This window comes from Alloacidobacterium dinghuense (assembly GCF_014274465.1).
Classification (GTDB): Bacteria; Acidobacteriota; Terriglobia; order Terriglobales; family Acidobacteriaceae; genus Alloacidobacterium; species Alloacidobacterium dinghuense.
The window spans coordinates 852,334-872,532 of record NZ_CP060394.1 but is presented as its reverse complement, the minus strand read 5'-3'; the positions used below and the strand labels follow the sequence as shown (position 1 = coordinate 872,532).

Genomic DNA, 20,199 nt, shown 5'->3' with positions numbered 1-20,199 from the left:
AACGACGTCTGTTAAGCGGCAGTGCAACCCCTCCCGTTTTGTTCTCCCTTGCACGCGCGCTCTGCGGCCTGATAGATATCGATGAGTTCGCAGTAGTTCTGAGGCATCGTGTACCTGGCTTCGAAGACCTGACGCGCGACAGACCGCATTGCCTTCGCTTCGGCCGGATGATCGAACACCCAACGCAGTTTGTCAGCCAGATCGGCCGCATTTCCGGTCTCGAACAGCATCCCCGCTTGCCCGTCTTCGCAAACCTCGGCCATGGCGCCCAGTCGCGACGCAATCACCGGCGTACCTGCCGCAAAGCTCTCCATCGCGACTCTGCCAAATGTCTCGTACCATTGCGAAGGAAAAACCAGTAGGCGCGCGTTGCCCATCATTTCCGCAGTTTCGGCGCGCGACTTCGATCCCACCCATTCAACATTCGCGTTCGCGGCGCAGAATGCGCGCACGTCGTTCGCCATGGGACCATCGCCAACGACTTTCAGTTTCCAGTTCCGGTTCAATTGTCTCCAGGCCTGCAGTAAGGTATCGAGGCCCTTCTCGGGGCTGAGCCGGCCGACGAACAGAGCATAATCGCCTTTCCCATCGCCGCAGCCCGGATCGGGATAGACAAAGTTGCTTTTGACAACGAGCTTCTGCTCCGGAAACCCCGCCTGGATAAACTTGTCACGCACGAACTTTGTCAGCGCGATGTAGATGTCAACTGCATTCAGCCAAGTTCCTCTCATCGTGTGAAGGGCGGTCATGGCAGCTACGGCGGCAGTAGCCGCACGGCTGCCGCGATAGCAGCCATGAAGGATACCGGGATACTTGAACGCCTTGTCGATGCAGTCCTCGCAGGGGCGGCCATCGCGATAGAAGAAAACACTCGGACAAAGCAGACGGTAGTTTCTCAGTGTTTGCACCACCGCTACCCCGTGCTTTTTCGCGGCGTAGTAAACCGATGGCGACAACAATGGGAAAAAATTCTGAACATGCAGCACGTCAAACTTGCGCTCCTGCAACATCCGGTCGACGAGTTTGTACGAAGGCGTGGACCAAAGCGACTCCAGCGCGACCTGAATCTTTCCCTTCGCGCTCATCTGTGCATAGTCCATATGAATCGTCTCGATTGAATGCCCATTGGAACGAAGCATTCTCACTTCCGATTCGTAACTCTCATCTTCTCCACCGCGAAACTGGTAGCTGTTGTGAAGCATGAGTATGTTCACGCGCGCTCCCCTTTGACCGCCGCCGACTCAGACCGATGAGTTGCAGATTCATTCGCCAGAGGAAACACACCCTTCACTCGTTCCAGTACGGAGCTCCGCGCCGAATGAATAAAGAGAAAATTATTGATGTAGTCGGGCGATTTGCCTCCGTCCACCGGCAATAGTTCGTCGCAGACTTGAAACTCCTCCACCGAGAATTCCTCAATTCTTCGCAGATGGTTCCTGTGAATAAAATATCCTCGATAGCCGAACGCCCAAAAGAATTCGAAGACGTCGTGCGGCGAGCCCGCGTGGTGCCGTGCCTCGGACTCGACGACAACGGTGGGCTTGGACGCCTCAACAATTCCCTCTAACCCTCGAAGCGCGCTCATCTCGTGACCTTCCACATCTACTTTCAGTGCCCCCACTTTGCTGCGGTCTATCGCAAGCTTGTCCAGTCGGCGCCGCTCCACTGAGATCGTACGCGTGGCAAACTCCCTGTTCACGTCGACCTCGAGCGAGCATCGAGAATCAACATCCCTTCCCGATTGCAGCGGAATATGGAATTCGCAGCGACCGTTCTGATCGGAAGCGGCGATGTTCAAGATCTTCACCTTTGCCGGCAGAGACCGCTTCAGCCGCTCTGCCATTGCCGGATGCGGTTCGATGGCGAGGACGCTGTCGCTGTATTTCGCAAACAGGTATGCATAGATCCCACGATTCGCGCCCACATCGACTGACAGTTCCGAGCGGCTGCAGATGAAGCGCGCGAGCTTGAGCTCAGGTTCCCTGCGCATGAGCGCCTTCCAGACCACCAGCGGCATCAGCAGCTTGTCCGGAATCATTTCCTTGATGGCCATCCTCGCCCTCGAAGTTGACGGATTGCTCCGCGCTATCGCGTGCTCATCACTTGTCGATAGAAGCTGAGCGTCTGCGAGCGAATCGTTTCCCACAAATATTCCTGGGGCATCGGACACTCCAACGGTCTGCGTCGTCCGGCCCATTCAAGGGCAGATTCGAGTTTGGCTGCATCGATCTCCCCTGAAAATGTCCGGATCCAGTCGTCACCGAAATCGACCGTCAGTTCGCTCATCGCACCGAGGTCCGGCACCAACACGGGACGGTTGAACGACAGCGCAAGAAGCGCTGCTCCAGAATTCAAAATGTGTCGGTAAGGCAGCACGACCAGATCGGCGGCCCCGAAGTACTTGCCGACCAGCGCAGGGTCGATGTACGCAAGTTCGAGACGCACGCGTGAATCGCGTGCCCCTTCCTTCGCGATAGCTGCACCCAGAGCATCATGCTTCGGCCGGCCGGCGATCAAAAGATGCGCCCGTTCGTTCTGGACGCCCCGGAAGGCCCGCACCAGCACATCCACATTCTTGTAGCCGCGGATCTCGCCAAAGAAGAGGATTACGCGCGTGTCGCTGTCAATCCCGAGCGACGACCTCGCATCTGGTGGGCACTGCGCATACTGATTGCGATAGTGTCCGTGGCGGATGATCGCGGTGGGTAAGATCCGGAGTTGACCGAATTTCTCGAGCGCCATCTTCAGAGCGGTCTCGCTCAGGCTGATTACCCCGTCCACGCGGCGAATGAAACGGCGATAGAACATCACTTCAAGCCTGGGATGTAGTTCGTCGTGCGCCTTGAGGTTGTGTACCGTCCACACAATCTTGCCGCCACGCAGCGAAACCCAGTCGATCATCGCGAGGAATGCGGTGAGTTTTGCCGATGCGAGAGTAGGGTTGCGAATATTCAGGAGGGCTTCGGGCCAGTGGACGTGCCAGATGTCGTGACGGTGCCGGAGATTCAGCACCGAGAATTCTGCCACCCGCACATCCCGTCCCATCTCGGCGTAGAGCGAGACCGTGTAGGGATTCTGCGGGTCGATGGGCCAGACAAACACGTGCAATGGCGCGGCAGAGCGCGTCAGGGCATCGGAATTCGAATTGGCGAGCGCGTGGATGGAAGACATTCGTAGAATGCGTAGTGCTTTCGAGCTTAGTGCTTCAGTACATAGCCCTGTCCGTTGACGAGAATATGAATCGTTTGGCCCACGCTGATGAGCGCGTTGAAATTTTGCCTGCCGACGATCTTTACCGGCGCGGGCCCGAAGTTCTTGACGTCGACCGACCATGGACCGCCATCGGCGTCGGGTACCGGAAGCGTCGCAGGAAGATAGACTGTCGCCGGCGCATTACTTAAGTCGACAAGCGACCCTCGCGAATTCGAATCGATCGTATTCGAGTGGGGCTTCAAGTGGACAACCGGCTTGTCCTGCATCGTGATCGCCTGAGCGGCAATGAAGATCAGCGCGAACAGCAGGGATTTCATGACAACCTCATACTTTTCTTGATCGGCCCCCGCCAACCCACATTTCCAGAAAATTGCCGGCACCCGACAACGACCAAATGCCGCGGACAATCAGGACGAAAACGCGGGCTCTGCCTCAGCCGGCTGCGCCTCAAGCTCCTCTTCCGTCGTCCGTGCTGCCTCACGGGCAGTTCCCGCTAGCCAATAGCTCGCCGCACAGTACGCAATCCATGGCGTGGTGTTCACCACAAGGAATGAATTCTCCGTCAGGTTGTAGAGCGCTGTGAAAATGACCAGAAGCAGTGGCCAGGAATATTCCATCTCTCGATTGCTGCGCGCGATACGAAGTGAGAGAAGGAAGTTGCGCGACAGGCTGAGCAGAATCATCACCAGCCCGACGATGCCCAGCCCCAGCCACACCTCCAGAAAGCCGTTGTGGGCGTGAGGCACGGCGCTGTCCCAGTTCACCGCGTCACTCACCCGCTCGCCCTGCCAACTGTTCCAGAAGGCCGAAAAGCCATAACCGAGAATTGGCCGGTCGCCAATCTGCTGCAGAACGTGCTGCCACAGTGGGATGCGGCCTGACAGCGAAGATGAGCGGCCCAGTGCCGCCAGCAGGTCTTCCGAGGAGTTGACGATCCAGATTGTCGTGAAGGCCAGAACCGGACCGAGAACCGCAATTGCCGCAAGTAAACGTCGAGTCCGAAGGTAAAGGAGTTTGCGCAACGGCAACAGGATCAGCATCAACATCGTGACCACCGCTGCCGTCGCCGACTTCGACAACACCAGCAGCACACAGCAGAGTAAAAACATTCCAACGTGCACCACCCTCCGGCCGCGTTCGTACAGCGCCATCAGGGCAAAGCAGAACGCCCCGAGAGACATCATATGCCCCAGCGTGTTCTTAAGAAAATAAACTCCCTGCAGTTCGCCCGTTGGCATGAAGGCAACGGAAGGAACCAGAATCGCTACGGCAACGCTGCCCAACGCTCCCAATCCGATCGCGTAGCCAACCGCTTTGAGTTGTTCTTTCGGCTCATTGAGCAATCCGAGGTAGAGGCCCGCGATTGTCGATCCGACCAATGCAATCGAGCGGCGAAGCGACTCTGCCGGCTCGACGGACCAGGCCACAGACAGTATTGCCAAAACGCACAAAGCGGCCAGCCATCGATCTTTTAGCACGAGACTAAGCGCAGAGCTGCGGAATTTCACAAGAAAGAGGATCAGAACCAGATAGATCAACCCGAATATCACCTGGGTCACTGACTGGCCGCGATCGGCGGCAGAAGCCTCAGGGTTCACGATAAAGCTCTGTCCGGCTCCCGTTGCCAGCAAGAGAAGGATGAAGATTACGATTCGTTCGAACTTCCGCACAGAATGCTCCTTCGGTTCAGCCTGTCCGGCCTCACGCGCGGCCCTTAATCGTTCGCGCCCGAGCGTGGCTCCGCGTCCACTTGCCTACGCTGGAAATTGCGGTTGAAGATGACTCCTCCATCGGAATCAAGCATCAGCCACGGCTTCAAATCGGTGCTCTTTTGAATGCAGCAGAAAAATTTGTTTCCCTGGCGCCGCAGCACCGGCACAAAGTTCAACACTCGCTGCAACGCGCGCAGTGCCCGGAGGAAGTTAGTTGCGCCAACCATGCCAGTGATAAGGCCAATTCTCGTTTGCTTGCGAGAGGCGAGATTTTCCTCGCTGGCGTTGAAATCCCAATAGGGGTCAGCATGAATGCGCAAGGTGTATTCCGGCAGGAATGCACTTGTCAACTGGTGAACCTCCCAGGCATTCCACCGAAGAATGAAATTAGGAATCTGCGAATTGCGCACTCCGCCACACACATAATCGTTATTCACGACGGCAAATATCTCATAAGGGAAAGAGAAGCGCATGCGGCGGAGCAACCTCATGAAGGTCGAGTCGTTCGGTTCCATCATCAACACATGGCGCCTTGAGACTCTCAACATTTCGCATAGGGCCCGATGTGGACTCCGACAATGATGGATCACTTCATGGAAAAAAACGATGTCGTAGGAGTTATCGGGGAGTTGAATATCTTCGGCATCGACGACTACAACCGGAAGATCATTCCGCCCGTCGGAAACGTCGGGAGCGCCACTTATATTCGAAAGGGTAATGCGGCTGAATCCGCACGAGCGCAGGAATTTGGCATCGTTTTGCGTTCCACCGACCACGAGAACCCTGTCTGCGACGTCGACTCCGGTCTTATCGATGCATGCCTGCAACACGCGCAGGAACTGGGAGCGATCCTTTGATGTCCTTTTCGGTAGAGCCACACGGGATTCTTCAATTTCAACACACGGCTCACAGACGGAAACCTGATTTCCGGTCATTCCTCTCCCCTTTCCTGGCCTAATGATCAAATCGATTGAAAATTTCGGCCCACTGTCCAGACGCGAAATCGACTCCTGTCGTGGTCCGACATCTCAAGTTGCTGCCTCAATTTGCAGCCTAGGGATACTGAAGCAGAGAATCAAAGTGAAGCACCTCTCGATTTCCCGACGTGCTCGGGCCCAGTCACTGGATCAGTACCGGCGCGATGCCCACAGTAATTGGATTGCTCTGAATTTGAGTTCTGTTGCCATTCAGAGCTTCTACCTCGTGCGCCTGCCAGGCAGGCGGAACTGGCACGGTTGTTTCTTTTGCTGCGCTCCACATCACATGCGACACGCTATTCTCGCGCTGAAAGGCGCAGGTCCACAAACCGTCTCGGGCGCCCGAACATCCGGTGAGCACAGCGCCTGTCATCCACTTCTGGATTGTGGCGAAAGCAACCCCCGCCGGCTTGAGTGTGGCGTTGTCCGGGCCAACCAGTTCGATCTGAGTGCCATGCTGAATTTCCCACGCATACCAGTAGAAGCGCGATACACCCGCGGCCCAGTTCAGTATGTAGGCCCGAGCCAGCCACGCTGCACCGGTTTCCGGAGGCAGCATCGTATTACCCAGCCAGCCAGCTTCGGTATCCCAGAGAGGCTTGGAACTGAGCCCGCGTTCGGCCATAACCGCCTTGACGGAATTGATCAACGTGACCATCGCTTCGGGCGGGGCATTCGCGCCCACGTAGAAGTGATAACCGATTACGTCGGCATACTGCCCGCCGCCTTTGCTAAGAAAGGCATCCAGAAACTCCACTCCCTTCGCCTCCTCAGCTGCCGGAGAAACGACGGTACACGTGGGATCGATTTGTTTCAGGGTCGTGTAGGCCTCCCGCGACATCTGCACCATCGTCTCCACGCTTCCGTTCCAGCTTTGCGGCCGGTTGGGTTCGTTCCAGAGCTCCCAATTGTGAATCCTCCCCTTGTACCGAGTCGCCACCGTCCGTACGAAAGTTCTCCAATCCTCCATGTTGCGGGGCGGCCCGGAAAGACCAGGCGGCTTGGTTACTTCGACATCAGTCGGCGCATTCGGCGTGCTCGAAGCCCACCGCGGCGTATATGAAAGGTGCATCAGGATCTCGGTGTGATGTTCTTGGCTCCAATTGACATACTTATCGAGCAGGCTGAAATCGAAATTGTTCGGCTGCTCTTGAATATCGGCCCAGTTTACGTGCCACGTTCTCCAGCCACCCAGGGGCACAGACGGCCACGGCACATGGTTTTTCGGGTGGAAGAGGATGTTCATCGAAAAATAAGAACTTGGAATCGGCTGACCAGGCAGATTCCCGGTTTGATCCGATATCGGCGATGCGCTGCGGGCGTTCAGTAATGCGACCGCCGACAGCATAAACAAAAGCCGATGCACGAATTTGGCTTGCGCCCGAACAGGCCAGCTACCAGCCAACTTTTTCTCCTTCTAACGATCCAGTCGATGGACAGTCTCTGCGGACCTATGGCTCCGTCTGAACCACCTCGCGGGTCGAGCGGGACAAGACATAAACGGCGGTCCCCACGGATATGGCCAGCAGCGCATCGGAGGCGATGCTCGACCATGCAGCTCCCATCCAGGAATATCGGGGAATGAGCCAGAGATTAATGACAACGTTAAAGAGCGCCACGCCGGCCTGAATACCGCTACGCAGCCCCTGGTGTCCTGCGCCGGTGAGTGAATCAGCCAAAAAGTAATGCGTTGCCTTCAACAAAGGCAGCGGCGAGAGCCAACGCAGCGCGACGGTTGTCTCTGCATACTCAGGTCCGAGCACATAGGGAACACCGCCGGCGCATAGAAGCAATCCACAGGCGATGAGCGCCGCGTAACCCATAGCGCGGCCCATCAGCGCCTTCGCATAGGAGTAGCTGGAATTGATTCCTGCGCTTCCCTTGCGAAAAAAATTCGGATAGGCCGAATAGAGCAAAGCCAGCACCGGCGAGAAACTCACATCGATGATCCGATACGCTGCGCCGTAAATTCCCGTCGCACTCAACGTACTGAAGCGCGTTAACATCGTCTTATCGATGTCGTTGTAAATAGTTTGCGCGCTGAGCGTAACCGAAAAATGAAATCCGTGCCACAAGGCGCGCATTGATCGCCGCAACCGCAGTTGCGGAAATCCCAGTCGAAAGCAGGTCATCGCAATGGAGATCGTCGCGGTAACCGCCGTGCAGATCAGATAAACATAGCCCCATTCGAGCGCTGTCGGATGACTGCGCAGCATAACCAGCAGCAGCGCCCCCAGCAGCCGGTTGACGCTAGTGAGCAGGGTGATGAGCGCCAGCCACTTCATATGCTCGAACGACTGAAACGCCTGTCCGGCGATCGTAATCAGGCTGACTCCAGGAATGTCCGCGATCGCGACCACCAGCACCAGGTTCACGGGAATCGTGCCCGGCAGTAAGGTTCGCGAGATCAAGAGAACAAATGCGATCAGCAAGGTACTGCAGATGGCTGTTGTCACCAGGGCGTCTCCCCACGCCGTTGGGAACTCGGTCTTGTTGCGAGCTACTGACCGCACCAGCAGATGACCACTGCCGAGCGCGCCGAAAGGGTAGACGATACCCACCAGCGCCGCCACGCCCACAAACGACCCGTAGTAATTTGCGCCAAGCGTCCGGGCGATAATCGTGAAATACGTAGCCTGAACTAAAAGTCGAAGCCCCTGTCCCAGGGACATCCACAGCGTATTTCTCCCAAGCTTGCTCTTGATCAGCGCCCTCAACATATCCTTCCGCCGGTCGGATGTATTCTGCCGTCCGCCTGTATCCCATCATCCGGCAAGAACCTCTTCCACCGGTAGTGTTCCCTCTGTGGCAAAACGCGACAGCCGTGATGCCTGGAGTGCAACAAGAAAAAGATACGCTGGATTCAGATAAAGATAACGTCGCCACAACCGTTTCGGCTCTGCGCAAAGGCGGAATAGCCATTCCAGGCCACGGTCCTGCATCCACGCTGGCGCCTGCGCCAAACGCCCGGCAATGAACGGAAATGCCGCACCAACCGCCAGCACCGGCATGGAAAGCGCGTCGCGAAATTCGTAGGCAAAAATCTCTTGCCGTGGGCAGCCCATCCCCACAAAGGTGATTGCGGCACCCGAACCCACAATGCGCTCAGCGATCTCCTCCTTTTCTTCCGTCGTGAGTCGCCGAAACTTTGACGGCTCGCTGCCCGCGATCCGAATTGCGGGAAACCGTTCCTCGAGCGATTTCCTCAGCGCGGCCAGCACCTCTGCCGTTGAACCATAGAGATAAATTGGCAAACCCTCAGCCGCGGCACTCACGCACACCCTGAGAGTCAGATTGGGGCCGTAGACCCGATCGTCGAGTTTGGTCTGGTGCAGCCAGTTCAACACCCAGCGCACAGGCTGGCCGTCAGGGACGAGCAGATCGAAATGATTGAGACGGAATTTCTGGGCGGGATCGAGCACCCCTGTCATCACGCCGTGCACTGCAAGCGCGGAAACCGCTGCAGGTCGCCGTTCATGCGCGGCGCGCAGAATGAAATTCACACTCGCTTCGTAATCGACGGCGTCAATCAGGATCCCAATGACATTTTTCTTCCCTAACTGACGCATAGCTCACTCCAACGCTCCACGTTCAACTGATAGATCTCGTTCAGTATTCTGGGAACGTCAAAAGTGACTTTCCATTCGGGATAATGAGACTGAAACCGGCGCAAGTCACTGACCCACCAGATGTGATCGCCACGCCGGTTTGCTTCGACATATTTACAGTTGAACTGTTTTTGCGAGATCTGCTCGCACAGCGAAATCGCCTCCTGCATCGAACAGTTGCTATGCCGGCCCCCGCCGATGTTATAGACCTCGCCGGGGCGCGGATTCCTGAATACACTGTCGAATGCCCGCACCAGGTCTATAGCATGGATGTTGTCGCGAACCTGTTTCCCTTTGTAGCCGTAGATCGTATAGGGAGTTCCTGTAACGGCGCATTTCATGAGATACGCCAGAAAGCCATGGAGCATGGTTCCAGAGTGATTCGGACCCGTAAGACAGCCGCCGCGGAAACAGATTGTCTTCATGCCGAAATAGCGCCCGTATTCCTGGACAAGGATGTCGGCCGCAATCTTCGAAGCGCCAAACAGGCTGTGCAGCGTGCCATCGATCGACATCGTCTCCGGAATTCCGCACGCGTATTCGTGGCTTGGATCGATCTCCCACCGCGTCTCCTGTTCGATCAGGGGCAGTTCGTTGGGCCGGTCTCCGTAGACCTTGTTTGTCGACATGTAGATGAAAACCGCGTCGGGCGCGCACATACGCGTCGCTTCCAGTATCGTCGAAGTGCCGTTCGCGTTTACGCTGAAGTCCGTGAAGGGGTCTCCGGCCGCCCAGTCGTGCGAGGGCTGAGCCGCCGCATGAATGACGAGTTCGATGTTTCTGCCGTATTCCTCGAAGATGCGGTTGATGCTCTCCACATCACGAATGTCCGCATCGTAATGCCGGAATCTGGGCAGATCCTTCTTCAGCCGCTTCGTCATCCAGTGCGTGGATGCCGAATCGCCGAAAAACTTCGCTCGCATTCCGTTGTCTATTCCAACAACGTCCAGTCCTACTGATGCAAAACAGCTGACAGCCTCTGATCCGACCAACCCCGATGATCCGGTTATGATGGCGACGCTCATGAAAGCTCCTTTTGTTGTTTTTCGATAGGAAGCCGACAAAGACCTTGCGTGTCAGCTTTGGCGCAAGAACATAGAAGACCACGAGGAGGCGCGGAAGAATCGCCTGCGGGATCAGGCAGCCCCGGCTCCCCGAAAAACGGCGGGAACGGTACGAGTCAGAATTTTAAGATCGAGCCACAGCGACCATTCGTCCAGATATTTCAGATCAAGCTCCATCCACCGTTCGAAGGACAGATCGCTGCGACCCTGCACTTGCCACAGGCACGTGATGCCCGGTTTAACACTGAAGCGCCGGCGCTGCCAGTCTTCGTGAAATCCGTCAAAGTCGCGCACGGGCAATGGGCGGGGCCCGACAAGGCTCATATCGCCCGCCAGCACATTCAGCAGCTGCGGCAGCTCATCGATGCTGCTCCGGCGCAGCAGCTGGCCAACCGGGGTGATCCTGGGATCGTTCCTGATTTTGAAAACTGGACCGCTGGCTTCATTCCACTTCTCGAGCGCCGGCATCAGCGCCTCGGCATGGTGAACCATCGAGCGGAACTTCAGCATTTTGAATCGGCGCTTATTCAACCCGATGCGTTGCTGGCGAAAGAAAATCGGCCCGGGCGAGCTTAGCTTCACCGCGACCGCTGTAAGCGCGAAGACCGGGAGCAGGGCGACAAGTGCTAAGCTAGCGACCACGATATCGAAGACGCGTTTCAAAGTTCGTGGCCAAAGTTCGCTTGCCGAGGTGTAGGTCGCAATGTATTGGTCGCCTTCAAAATCCTCGGGTCGCCAGCGGGTGGACTTGACTCCAAAGATGTCGGCGTGGATCCGCATCGTAATTCCGTGCTGCTGGCAAAGATTGGCCACATGGGAACAGTGCTTATAATATGAGCCCAGTGGTAAATAGATCGCGACTTCGTCTACCACGTTTCGACGCAAATACTCTTCCAAGCCTGTATAGTCACTGACTACCGAAAAACCGACTCTTTTCAGCGCATCGAGTCCCGGCCAATCATCGTCCACGAATCCAAGCAGGCGATATCCGCGTTCGCGGCTGACAAGGATGCGGCGCGCAAACTCGATCGCGCGCCCGTTGGTACCCAGAATCAGCATGTGGCGCTGATCGCGTCCCTGTGTCCGCACATGATCGCCCACAATCCGCAAAATGAATCGGGAGGCGACCAGGAAGCATGTTGTCAGGACCCAGAACTCCGCCAGGAATGCAATAGTGATCATCCGGATCGAAAACACAACGCTTAGAGCCAGAAAAAAAGGGATGTACGTTGTCGTAGCACGCAATAGGTCCAGCGCTTCGCTCTTGCGACCGGTCAACCTGCGCGACTGGTACAGTCCGTACATCGTGAAGATTACGTGGCAAACGACAACGGCGAAGAGAATGATGGCGAGATTCGATATCTTGGCGCGCATTGAGAGGAACTCGCCGAGTGTTACTGTGTGCTCGGCTTTCACGCGGCTTATCGTGGTCAATGCAAACGCCAGCACGACCAGGACGAGATCGAATACCTTCAGAAGTCCAATTATCAGCCTATGGTGATCATTCATGCGAGTTCTCCGCGGTTTTCTGAGGGTGGGGAGTGCGATGGCGCACGATCAACGACAAAGAAAGTGAAGCTTGTAAGACGGGGAACGAGATTGGCTACGAATTACGAGGCCGAATTGAGAGATTAGGCTCACAACACGAGCGTTTCATTCAAGCTGGCTTGCGCAGAAGGTGGGAGAGTTCGTGGGCGTTTTTTAGAGGATCTTGTAGATGGGCTCAGGAATGGGGAAAGTTCGTTTGTTTAGCACCGCGGCCAGAATAGGCACTTTGGCCGCCTGCAGATTCTCTGTTACCGCGGCTGCTGCCTCACGCCGGGTTGTGTTGGCTTCAATGACCAGGACAAGACCGTCGGAGAGCTGTCCGAGCACGATCCCGTCCGAATAGCGATTCAGCGGGGGCGCATCCACAATGACGAAATCAAACTCCTGCCTCAGTTCGGCGATGCGTGTGCGCAGTTGCACTGAGGAAAGCAGACTGGGCGAATCCACCGCCAGCGTGCCGGACGAAAGCAGCCAGAGATTCTGTTGGGGAAGAGGCTTGGCGAACTGGCTTACTGCTTCGTCGCGCAGCAGAGCCTCGGTCAGGCCGAAGTGGTTCGGCACGCCGAACATTCCCGGCAATGCCGGAGAACGGAAGTTAGCTTCGACAAGGCACACGCGCCCGCGCTTGTTCTTGGCTAAGGTCTCGGCGACGTCTGCGCAAATGCGACTGCAGCCATTGCCGTGATCAATTCCCGCGAAGGTCACCACCTGCGGCGGTTCTTTAACTTGGAAAACGAACAATTGCTGGACCAGACGCTGCGCTTCGTCGCTTGCCCAAAGGCTCTCGGAATGATTGCCATTCCGCGTGAAATCCGAGAACGGAATCCGGGAGTCGGACACCTCTTGAACCCGTTCCTTCTCGATCTGCTGCATCAGTTCAAAGTGCTTGCTCATAACTTCCCTCTTTCCCCTGAGGCTGATGAGTCTATCCGCCGCTCGGCTTTTGACGGTCGACTTCCGGCGAGGTTGCAGCTTCGGGCATGATGATTATGTTGCCTTGCTTGATGTGGTTGGGATCGGCGAGTAGCAGATTGAGCTCGATGATTCGCTTCAGAAGTGCGGGCTCGCACCGCCCAAATTGTTCGGTGCACAAGTCGATCAGTGATTGTGTTCTGTGCGCTTCTACGAGGCGGATCTTGTTGCCCGCAGTCACCGGACGATCCACGAAACCGGCGGCGGTTCTCTGCATATGAGTGTCCTTGTTCCCACGAGCCAGAGGTGCCGGAGAGGATCCTTTCTGTTTGTCGACCTGGGTGGGCGGCGTGGCTTTCGCCGGGTCGGCGGCAGGAGTTGAAACTGGCATCTGCTTCGGGGTTACGGTTGGAGTTGCCTCTGGAATCTTGGTACCGGTCGAGGGCGGCGCAACGACTGGAACAAGCTTCTGAAGGTTGGCATGGGTCGAGGGCGGGTGCGTGCTGATCGTAGCATCACGGTGAATTTTGTCTGTCCCCGCGTCGCCGGAACTGGCTAGAACCAATACGTAAGCCATGACGGATACAACGAAGAACACAGCTGCGAATCCAGCGACGCGCAAACCAAGACCTCCTTCGCGCTTGGGCAGTGGAATGATCGGTCGTGCGTCGGTCGCTTGGGTGATGGTGATAGGCTCGCTCCGTTCCGCCTTCTGCACCTTGAGGTCGCCGATCACCTCGCGAATGATCTCTGCCTCAATGCATCGTTTGCCTAAAGCGCACCCAATCGTAAGCGCGTTGAAACAGATGTTGTTGATGTTTCGCGGAATTCCGCCACTATGCCGGGCAATCATTTCCATCGCACCGTTGGTGAACAGCGGTTTTGCGTTCTCGTAGCCCGCGACCTTAAGCCGATGCTGAATGTAATTCGCAACTTCGGTTGTCGAAAGCGAGTGGAGACTGGCAAAGATCGAGATCCGCTGACGAAGCTGCAAAAGCTGCGGTTCGGCGAGCCGGTCGCCGAGCTGCAGCTGTCCGCAAAGAACGATTTGGACCAATTTCAGGCTCGGCGTTTCGAAGTTGGACAACATGCGTACAGCTTCGAGCACCGCGAAGTCGAGATTCTGCGCTTCGTCCAGGACCACAATGAGCTTCTTGCCTGTCTTGTTTTGCTGCAGCAAAATCTCGTTGAGGCGGGTTTCGAGGTCGACCACACTTCCCTGCGGATTTTTCTCACCCAGATCGATCAGCAAAGCACGAAACAGGTCGAGGGGAGTCTGAATCGACTGGAACAGGAAGACGGTTCGCGCCGTATCGCCTAGCTGCGCTAGCGCTTCGAAAAGAATTGTCGTCTTGCCCATCCCCGGGTTCGCAATCAGCGATACGAATCCTAAACCCGCTTCGATTCCGTACCGCAGCGCAGCCAATGCTTCACGATGGGTCGCTGTCGCATACAGAAAGCGTGGATCCGGCGTAACGCCGAACGGCTGCTCGCGAAGATTGAAATGGCGCAAAACCATGGTCTTCCTAAGCGGTTTTCTTTGACATGGGAACGACCACCGGGATTCCCAGCATGTCCACCACCTCGGCTGGCGAATGGAACGAAGAATCGAAGTGGTCGAAGGCGAAGGCAGTCATGATGCTCAAAAATGCTGCGACCACAAACGCCAGTAGTACCACCATCACTGGTGACATGATCGGGAGGACTGGAATCGTCGGCGGGATGGCGATGTCGACGTTTTCAATCTTCGTCTTATCCAGCGCCTCTGAACTCCTTGCCTGTTCGCGCTTGGCCAGGTAGAGCAGATAATTATCCTCATTGGTCTTCTGGTCCCGCGCCAAATCAGTAAGATCCAGGTTTTTTTCGGCCAGATCGCTCATCTTTGACTGCAGGTTGTTGATGCTTGCCTCGTTCGCGGCGAGACTGGCCTTCTGTGCAGCAAGATCGGACTGCGTCTTGGCCGACTCTTCACGTAACAGTTCGTAGGTCGGGTCCATATTCGTAGCCTCGGTTACGTATTTGGTGTTCTCCGCCTTCTCGAACGCTGCCTTAGCCTGTGCAACCTCATCATCCGCTTCCTTTACCAGTGGGTAACTCGGGTCGTATTTCAACAGCAATTGCGTTCGCTTCGTTTCCGCTGCCAGCAGCGCCGTGCCGAGATTCTGCAACAGCATGTCCGGTGGAGCAGACGACAACTGTGTCGTTATGCGCGGCGCGATCGTCTTCATCTGGGCTTGATCGTTGCGGATGCGCATTTCATCCGCAGCAATAGCCTGCTGCGTAGCATGCAGTTGGCCGATAGAAGTGGTCAGTTGTTGATCGAGGTCGGCACGCTCGACGTCCGGAGCGGCACCGCCAGAGGTTTGCACAAAGGTGCGCAGCTTCGCCTCCGAATCGTCGAGGGCCTCTTTGTAGCTGTTCGTTTGTGCGGCGAAAAACTCGTAGGACCCCTGCGGGCGATGCACTTCCGCGTGTTTCTCGAGGTAAAACCCGGCCAGCGAATTCAACACGGCATAAGAGAGCTTCGGGTCGTGCGAGCTGTACGAAACGTCGATGATGTTCGCCTTGGTGGAGGGCCTCACCTTGATCTTCCGCGCCAGCGTTTTCACTGCCTGAGCAATGCGGTAGGACTCGTCATGCCCGGGAACAAGATTACTTAGCGAGAAGCCTCTGTCCTGCAGGTGATTGGCGATCACGACTTTTTCTAGAATGTCCCGGCTGAGGAGAAGTTCGGCCTCGGAATTGATCTCCTCCTCGGCAACTGCGATCTGCTCGGTGATTGTCTGGTTCGGCACGCCTGTGGTGACAGGTGAATCAACGCGCTCGTGATTGACCAGAATTCCCATCTGCGACCTGTACTTGTAAAGGAAAAGCAGTCCCAGCGGAACCAGTACGACAAATGAAGCCACGAGCGTGATAATGAGAATCCGATTTTGTCGGAAAAGAGGCGCGACCAAATCGCGCAGTGAGACACCTTCTTCTTCCGGAGTCGGACGGCGTCGAGCGTTGATCCTTTGCATGATGCAACTCCTTTTTTATTACCAGCGGAGCGCCGGACGGCGATTAGAAGTGCGCGACTACGGCACCCCATACCAGCCGGCAACCGCGTTAACCGAGTACGGGACGTACTTCTTGAACTTCGCAATGAACTTCTCCGGCACATAGATCATGTCGCCGGGCATAATCATTGCATCCTCGTTCACGTTCTTTCCGTTCAATACGTCCTTGAGATTTACTTGTTTCACTTCCATCCAGTCCTTGGAGGTACGGTGAAACAGAAAGACCTGAGCCTTTGCGGTTGGCATCGTCATGCCTCCGGCCACAGCGATCGCCTCTGCCACCGTGATGTCGGAGCGCAACTCATACTGCCCCGGCTTGCCAACCTGGCCCGACACGGTGAAAAGCGGCTTCTGAAAATCCTGCACGTCGATATTCACGATCGGGTCATGAAGAATTCCTGCGTAACCCTTCTTGATGGCCTCGACTAGTTCCGGAGCCGTAAGCCCTTGCGCGTATACGCTACCCGCATTTTGTAGGTTGATGTAACCGTCCGGTTGGATCGTGACCGTCTGGTTCAGCTCCGTCGAAAGCGGAAAGCTGACCAGCAACACATCTTCCCGCTGTAGGATGTAGCGCGGATGCCTCTGCTCGAGGACCGGGCCTGAACCGGCCGTGCTTTGCGCCTGGCAAACTGCTTGTCCCGCGAGCAGACCAAACACTATGGCGCAGAGCGCGAACACAACGCTCGAAAGAATTTTCCGCATCTTCATCGAATACTCCTTTTCAAAGCTCCGAACTGATGAGCGAAAGCCCGAACCTACGCCGGCACTTTCCCCCAATGACCACGCTCACGAGGCTACCGCGCAATCTTCGAATCGCTCCACGTCGTCCCGATCCACGTGTGCCGCGAGGGAACGATGGATCATGCTGATCGAGATCACTAGCCGCGCTACGGAATTCATTCGGACCAGTCGCCCTTCTATACCTGCAAGCGGCCCCCGAATCACGCGCACCCGGTCTCCTTCTTCAAGAAGCGGGTGGATTGTGCACTCAACCCTGCGCTCGACCACGGTGCGAACCGCCTCGATTTGGTCTTCCGGAATGGGCGATGGTCCATGGCTATTGCCCACAAAGCCCGCTACTCCCGGTACCTGGAGAACCAGAAGCTTGTTACCATCCGAAAGGCTCATTCTTACGAAGAGGTATCCACTGAAAAGCGGCACATTGACCGTTTGCTTTCGATCACTCCACTGGCGCGACTCCGATTTCAGCGGAAGAAAGTTTGTAATACCGAGGGACGCAATCATCGCGGCCACAGTCTTCTCCTGGCGCGACTTTGTCCACACAGCAAACCAGTGGGTTCCGCAAAGGTAGTCGCGCGACGAATTCTCAATTGCGCTCGTCCTTTCGATTACGCGAGAAAAGTTTCCCCCGGGTGGAAATACGCCGACAGACATAGCTTCGCCTCTTCGGTCACAAGTCCGATTTTTTAAAGTGGGTTATCGATTTCAAGGTTCCGTGGGAACGGAAGGAGGGATATCCAAACTCTTATAGATAATCAACAAGCCCTCCTGGGAAACAAAGCACTCGAAGCATTCAACTATCGTGATTCAGCGCGTGAGCAATCGTGCAGTCTCTCTTGGGAGAGTAATTGAAACATTTTCAGTGTGAGGATAGCAATGGTGAAATAAGCGTAGCCTAGAAAAATTACAAACTAGAACGACCCTTCTGATCTTGTAGCACGCTGCAACAAGTTGTTGTTACGGAGGTATTGCGAGGATCCTTCGACGGTGACGTTTGATCAATGCGGCACTTGGAATCCAACCTGTGCGATTTCGGTTCCCTGCAGGTGAAGAGCCCGGATTATCTGTTTTGCATCAGCTAGATTTTGGAACCAGTGCGCAGCCGGACACTCGGCCCGGAAAGTTCCATTAAACGACTCGACGAAGGCATTATCTGTCGGCTTACCGGGCCGCGAGAAGTCGATTTTGGCCCCGTTGCTGTAAGCCCAAAGATCCATCACTTGACTGGTGAACTCAGCTCCGTGTCACAGAACAACACCCTCGGCACACCACGCTCCAGCTTCAGCCGATTCAACACTCGCACCACGTCTTCTCTCTTCAGGCTTTGTCCCGCTTCGATAGCAAGGCTTTCTCGGGTATAAACATCGAGGAATAGTCAACGCACGGAAGCGTCTTCCATCGCTGAGTTGATCGGAGACGAAGTCTATGGCCCACGCCTGATTGATTGAGGATGTGCGATGGTGTCAGCGATGATCCTCTCATCATCAGCAACGATCACCTTTTTCCACTGCTCGAGCTCAGTTTTTTGGGCTTGGCATTCGGATAGAGTTCACCGCTTCGCGTATGCCGCGCGTGATGTCGTAAAATGCGGTGTCTTGGTCTCTCCAGTGAGTCACCGCCTGTCCACCCGTTGGCAAGGCTTGAAGCTGCGAGAACAGGGCTCGGTGCCATTCGCACGGTCTGAGGATGATGGGGATCACGCGCACCTTGCCGGACTCGTGGAGTTCTAGAGCGCGTTTGACCTCGATGTCATAGCAATATTGTGAAGAGAGGAAGTCAGAGCTTACAAGCAGAAGAACGACGTCTGCTTTATCGAGCACGTCATGGATTCTGATGACCTGCAAGATATTGAACAGTGCGTAAGTCGACGCCAGCCTGCACAAGACGTGTTATGAAAGTATGACGAAGGCAGTGCCAAGTGAAATCCTCGATCTTGGCTTCTTTTAAGGCGTTTTCGAATGCCTTCTTGATGTCGGCAATGGGCCGTTTTTTGTATCGATCTGACCGAAACACGCGGTCGTCATCGGGACGACTCTTGTTAAGGTTTTCGATAACTGCGAAGCAAGTTTCGTTCATTGTGATCTCTCGCGATCGATTGTTTTTCGGGTGCGGAACAATGATCACTTTACGGTTCATATCAACATCGCCCCAGCTCAATCCGAATTGTTCCGACTTGCGCAGGCCGGTGTGCAACGCGAAGACCAACGCAGGCATGTGCCCGGGATAACGTCGTGCGATTGCCACTTTGAGCCTGACTTCTTCCTCAGGTCGCAGATAACGTATTCGACCGTCTCCTTCATTTCTGCGCTCAACTGAGCGGACCGGATTCCGGCTGACTCTGTCGCCACCAAGTCCAAGTTGGTACGCTTTACTTAATACGGTCTTGTATCTATTCTTGGTGGCCGGACTCCACTCCGAATGACCGCTTAGCCAGTCGTCGATCTCCTTAGGCTTTACGGAGTCTGCTGGGCGACTCCCTAATTCTCTGATGATCAGGTCCATCCGACCGGTGAAAGTTCGAAGATCTCGTTTGCCGTGGTCTCTGTACCACTTCTTCGCATCCTCTCCGAGTTCGAGGATGCTGACACCAGCTTGATTTTGTGGAGAAATTTATCTGCTTAAGTGATTGATTTTATGGTGACCCTGGGAAGATTCGAACTTCCGACCTGCGGTTTAGGAAACCGTTGCTCTATCCACCTGAGCTACAGGGCCACTCCCACATTCTAACCTGCTCTCTAAATGCTTGAAAAATGCCACAAAATCGCGCTTAACCCCGCCTTGAACGCCACAAATTGCCGCTTAAAAGCTACTGTCATCCTGAGCGGAGCGCATTAGCGCGGTGTCGGAGAGCCTGTCCTGAGCTTGCCGAAGGAACCCGCACGAGCAGAGCGAGTGCGAAGCCTTTGCAAGCAAGGCCGTCTTTCCTGAGCAGCAGCACGACGAAGGGTGTGCCATCTTTTCCCAAAAGAGACCGCCTGAACTCGCCAAAGGGGGTGAGAAAGCACAATCCAACCCAGCTCGACCGAAAGAGGACACCATGAAAAAGGGTCGGAAACCACGACCTCCAACCTAGCCAAACCGAAAGAGGTGCGAAGCACCTCCAGGTAAAAGCACCGGGCTTTAGCCCGGTGAATAAGATCAATACAGAAAGAGGGGGCTTAGCCCCGGGCTTTGTCGCTGTCAAGAGGGTAAGCCGACCAAATATTCCTAAAGCCAAGACCGCCAAAGATATTCGTTGCAACGACAAGTGGCGTACTATTCCTCGAAAACTGTTATTCTGGAGATAGAGAAAAAAGGCCCGCAATGAGCGGGCTTTTCCCTTTTTGACAAATGCGGACCCCCCAGCTAAGCCATTGAAAACA

At 55.5% G+C, this 20,199-nt stretch carries 19 protein-coding genes, 1 tRNA gene and 1 pseudogene; 1 reads left to right on the top strand and 20 read right to left on the bottom strand.

Annotated elements, in window-relative coordinates:
* Positions 1–11: 11 nt before the first annotated feature.
* The 6 genes from H7849_RS03580 to H7849_RS26660 all read right to left on the bottom strand — a co-directional run bounded on the left by H7849_RS03580 (position 12) and on the right by H7849_RS26660 (position 5,533).
* Positions 12–1,214: a glycosyltransferase family 4 protein gene (locus H7849_RS03580; RefSeq protein ID WP_186744196.1), complete on the bottom strand. Its 1,203-nt coding sequence runs from the start codon at positions 1,212–1,214 to the stop codon at positions 12–14.
* The gene (locus H7849_RS03575) at positions 1,211–2,053 is read right to left on the bottom strand and encodes an FkbM family methyltransferase (protein ID WP_186744195.1); all 843 of its coding nucleotides are present in this window, start codon (positions 2,051–2,053) and stop codon (positions 1,211–1,213) included. The genes H7849_RS03580 and H7849_RS03575 overlap by 4 nt, the downstream gene beginning before the upstream one ends.
* Positions 2,054–2,085: 32 nt before the next feature.
* On the bottom strand, positions 2,086–3,171 hold the full coding sequence (locus tag H7849_RS03570; RefSeq protein ID WP_186744194.1) for a glycosyltransferase family 4 protein: 1,086 nt from the start codon (positions 3,169–3,171) through the stop codon (positions 2,086–2,088).
* A gap of 26 nt (positions 3,172–3,197) precedes the next feature.
* Positions 3,198–3,530, bottom strand: coding sequence for a hypothetical protein (locus H7849_RS03565; RefSeq protein WP_186744193.1), 333 nt, complete (start codon positions 3,528–3,530; stop codon positions 3,198–3,200).
* A 90-nt stretch (positions 3,531–3,620) separates the two neighbouring features.
* Positions 3,621–4,883, bottom strand: coding sequence for an O-antigen ligase family protein (locus H7849_RS03560; RefSeq protein ID WP_186744192.1), 1,263 nt, complete (start codon positions 4,881–4,883; stop codon positions 3,621–3,623).
* 44 nt (positions 4,884–4,927) lie between these two features.
* The gene (locus H7849_RS26660; protein ID WP_432756538.1) at positions 4,928–5,533 is read right to left on the bottom strand and encodes a class I SAM-dependent methyltransferase; all 606 of its coding nucleotides are present in this window, start codon (positions 5,531–5,533) and stop codon (positions 4,928–4,930) included.
* Here H7849_RS26660 and H7849_RS26655 point away from each other — a divergent pair.
* A complete protein-coding gene (locus tag H7849_RS26655) occupies positions 5,519–5,782 on the top strand; it encodes a hypothetical protein (RefSeq protein ID WP_251106586.1) in 264 nt (87 codons plus the stop codon). The genes H7849_RS26660 and H7849_RS26655 overlap by 15 nt on opposite strands.
* 262 nt (positions 5,783–6,044) lie before the next feature.
* On the opposite strand, the gene H7849_RS03550 is transcribed toward H7849_RS26655, so the two are convergent.
* From H7849_RS03550 to H7849_RS03485, 14 genes and pseudogenes are all read right to left on the bottom strand, one after another.
* Complete coding sequence (locus H7849_RS03550; protein WP_186744190.1) at positions 6,045–7,307, bottom strand: endo-1,4-beta-xylanase; 1,263 nt, start codon at positions 7,305–7,307, stop codon at positions 6,045–6,047.
* 46 nt (positions 7,308–7,353) lie between these two features.
* A complete protein-coding gene (locus H7849_RS03545) occupies positions 7,354–8,622 on the bottom strand; it encodes an oligosaccharide flippase family protein (protein WP_186744189.1) in 1,269 nt (422 codons plus the stop codon).
* Between the two features lie 45 nt (positions 8,623–8,667).
* Positions 8,668–9,471, bottom strand: coding sequence for a WecB/TagA/CpsF family glycosyltransferase (locus H7849_RS03540; protein WP_186744187.1), 804 nt, complete (start codon positions 9,469–9,471; stop codon positions 8,668–8,670).
* A complete protein-coding gene (locus H7849_RS03535; RefSeq protein ID WP_186744185.1) occupies positions 9,459–10,535 on the bottom strand; it encodes an NAD-dependent epimerase/dehydratase family protein in 1,077 nt (358 codons plus the stop codon). Before H7849_RS03535 ends, H7849_RS03540 begins: the two co-directional genes overlap by 13 nt.
* Before the next feature lie 111 nt (positions 10,536–10,646).
* Entirely contained in the window at positions 10,647–12,083 is a 1,437-nt protein-coding gene (locus tag H7849_RS03530; RefSeq protein ID WP_186744183.1) for a sugar transferase, read from the bottom strand.
* A 192-nt stretch (positions 12,084–12,275) separates the two neighbouring features.
* Positions 12,276–13,016: a CpsD/CapB family tyrosine-protein kinase gene (locus H7849_RS03525; protein ID WP_186744181.1), complete on the bottom strand. Its 741-nt coding sequence runs from the start codon at positions 13,014–13,016 to the stop codon at positions 12,276–12,278.
* Positions 13,017–13,047: 31 nt separating this feature from the next.
* Complete coding sequence (locus tag H7849_RS03520; RefSeq protein WP_186744179.1) at positions 13,048–14,553, bottom strand: ExeA family protein; 1,506 nt, start codon at positions 14,551–14,553, stop codon at positions 13,048–13,050.
* Positions 14,554–14,560: 7 nt separating this feature from the next.
* Positions 14,561–16,054, bottom strand: coding sequence for a GumC family protein (locus H7849_RS03515; RefSeq protein ID WP_186744177.1), 1,494 nt, complete (start codon positions 16,052–16,054; stop codon positions 14,561–14,563).
* A 57-nt stretch (positions 16,055–16,111) separates the two neighbouring features.
* Positions 16,112–16,804, bottom strand: a complete 693-nt coding sequence (locus H7849_RS03510; protein ID WP_186744175.1) for a polysaccharide biosynthesis/export family protein — start codon at positions 16,802–16,804, stop codon at positions 16,112–16,114.
* A 78-nt stretch (positions 16,805–16,882) separates the two neighbouring features.
* On the bottom strand, positions 16,883–17,491 hold the full coding sequence (nusG, locus tag H7849_RS03505; protein ID WP_186744173.1) for a transcription termination/antitermination protein NusG: 609 nt from the start codon (positions 17,489–17,491) through the stop codon (positions 16,883–16,885).
* Between the two features lie 404 nt (positions 17,492–17,895).
* Positions 17,896–18,081, bottom strand: a pseudogene (locus H7849_RS27290) (integrase core domain-containing protein); the annotation flags it as partial.
* Between the two features lie 273 nt (positions 18,082–18,354).
* Positions 18,355–18,657: a TIR domain-containing protein gene (locus tag H7849_RS27285; protein ID WP_186744169.1), complete on the bottom strand. Its 303-nt coding sequence runs from the start codon at positions 18,655–18,657 to the stop codon at positions 18,355–18,357.
* A 1-nt stretch (position 18,658) separates the two neighbouring features.
* On the bottom strand, positions 18,659–19,339 hold the full coding sequence (locus H7849_RS03490) for a tyrosine-type recombinase/integrase (protein ID WP_186744167.1): 681 nt from the start codon (positions 19,337–19,339) through the stop codon (positions 18,659–18,661).
* A gap of 133 nt (positions 19,340–19,472) precedes the next feature.
* A tRNA-Arg gene (locus H7849_RS03485) sits at positions 19,473–19,549 on the bottom strand.
* Positions 19,550–20,199 lie beyond the last annotated feature (650 nt).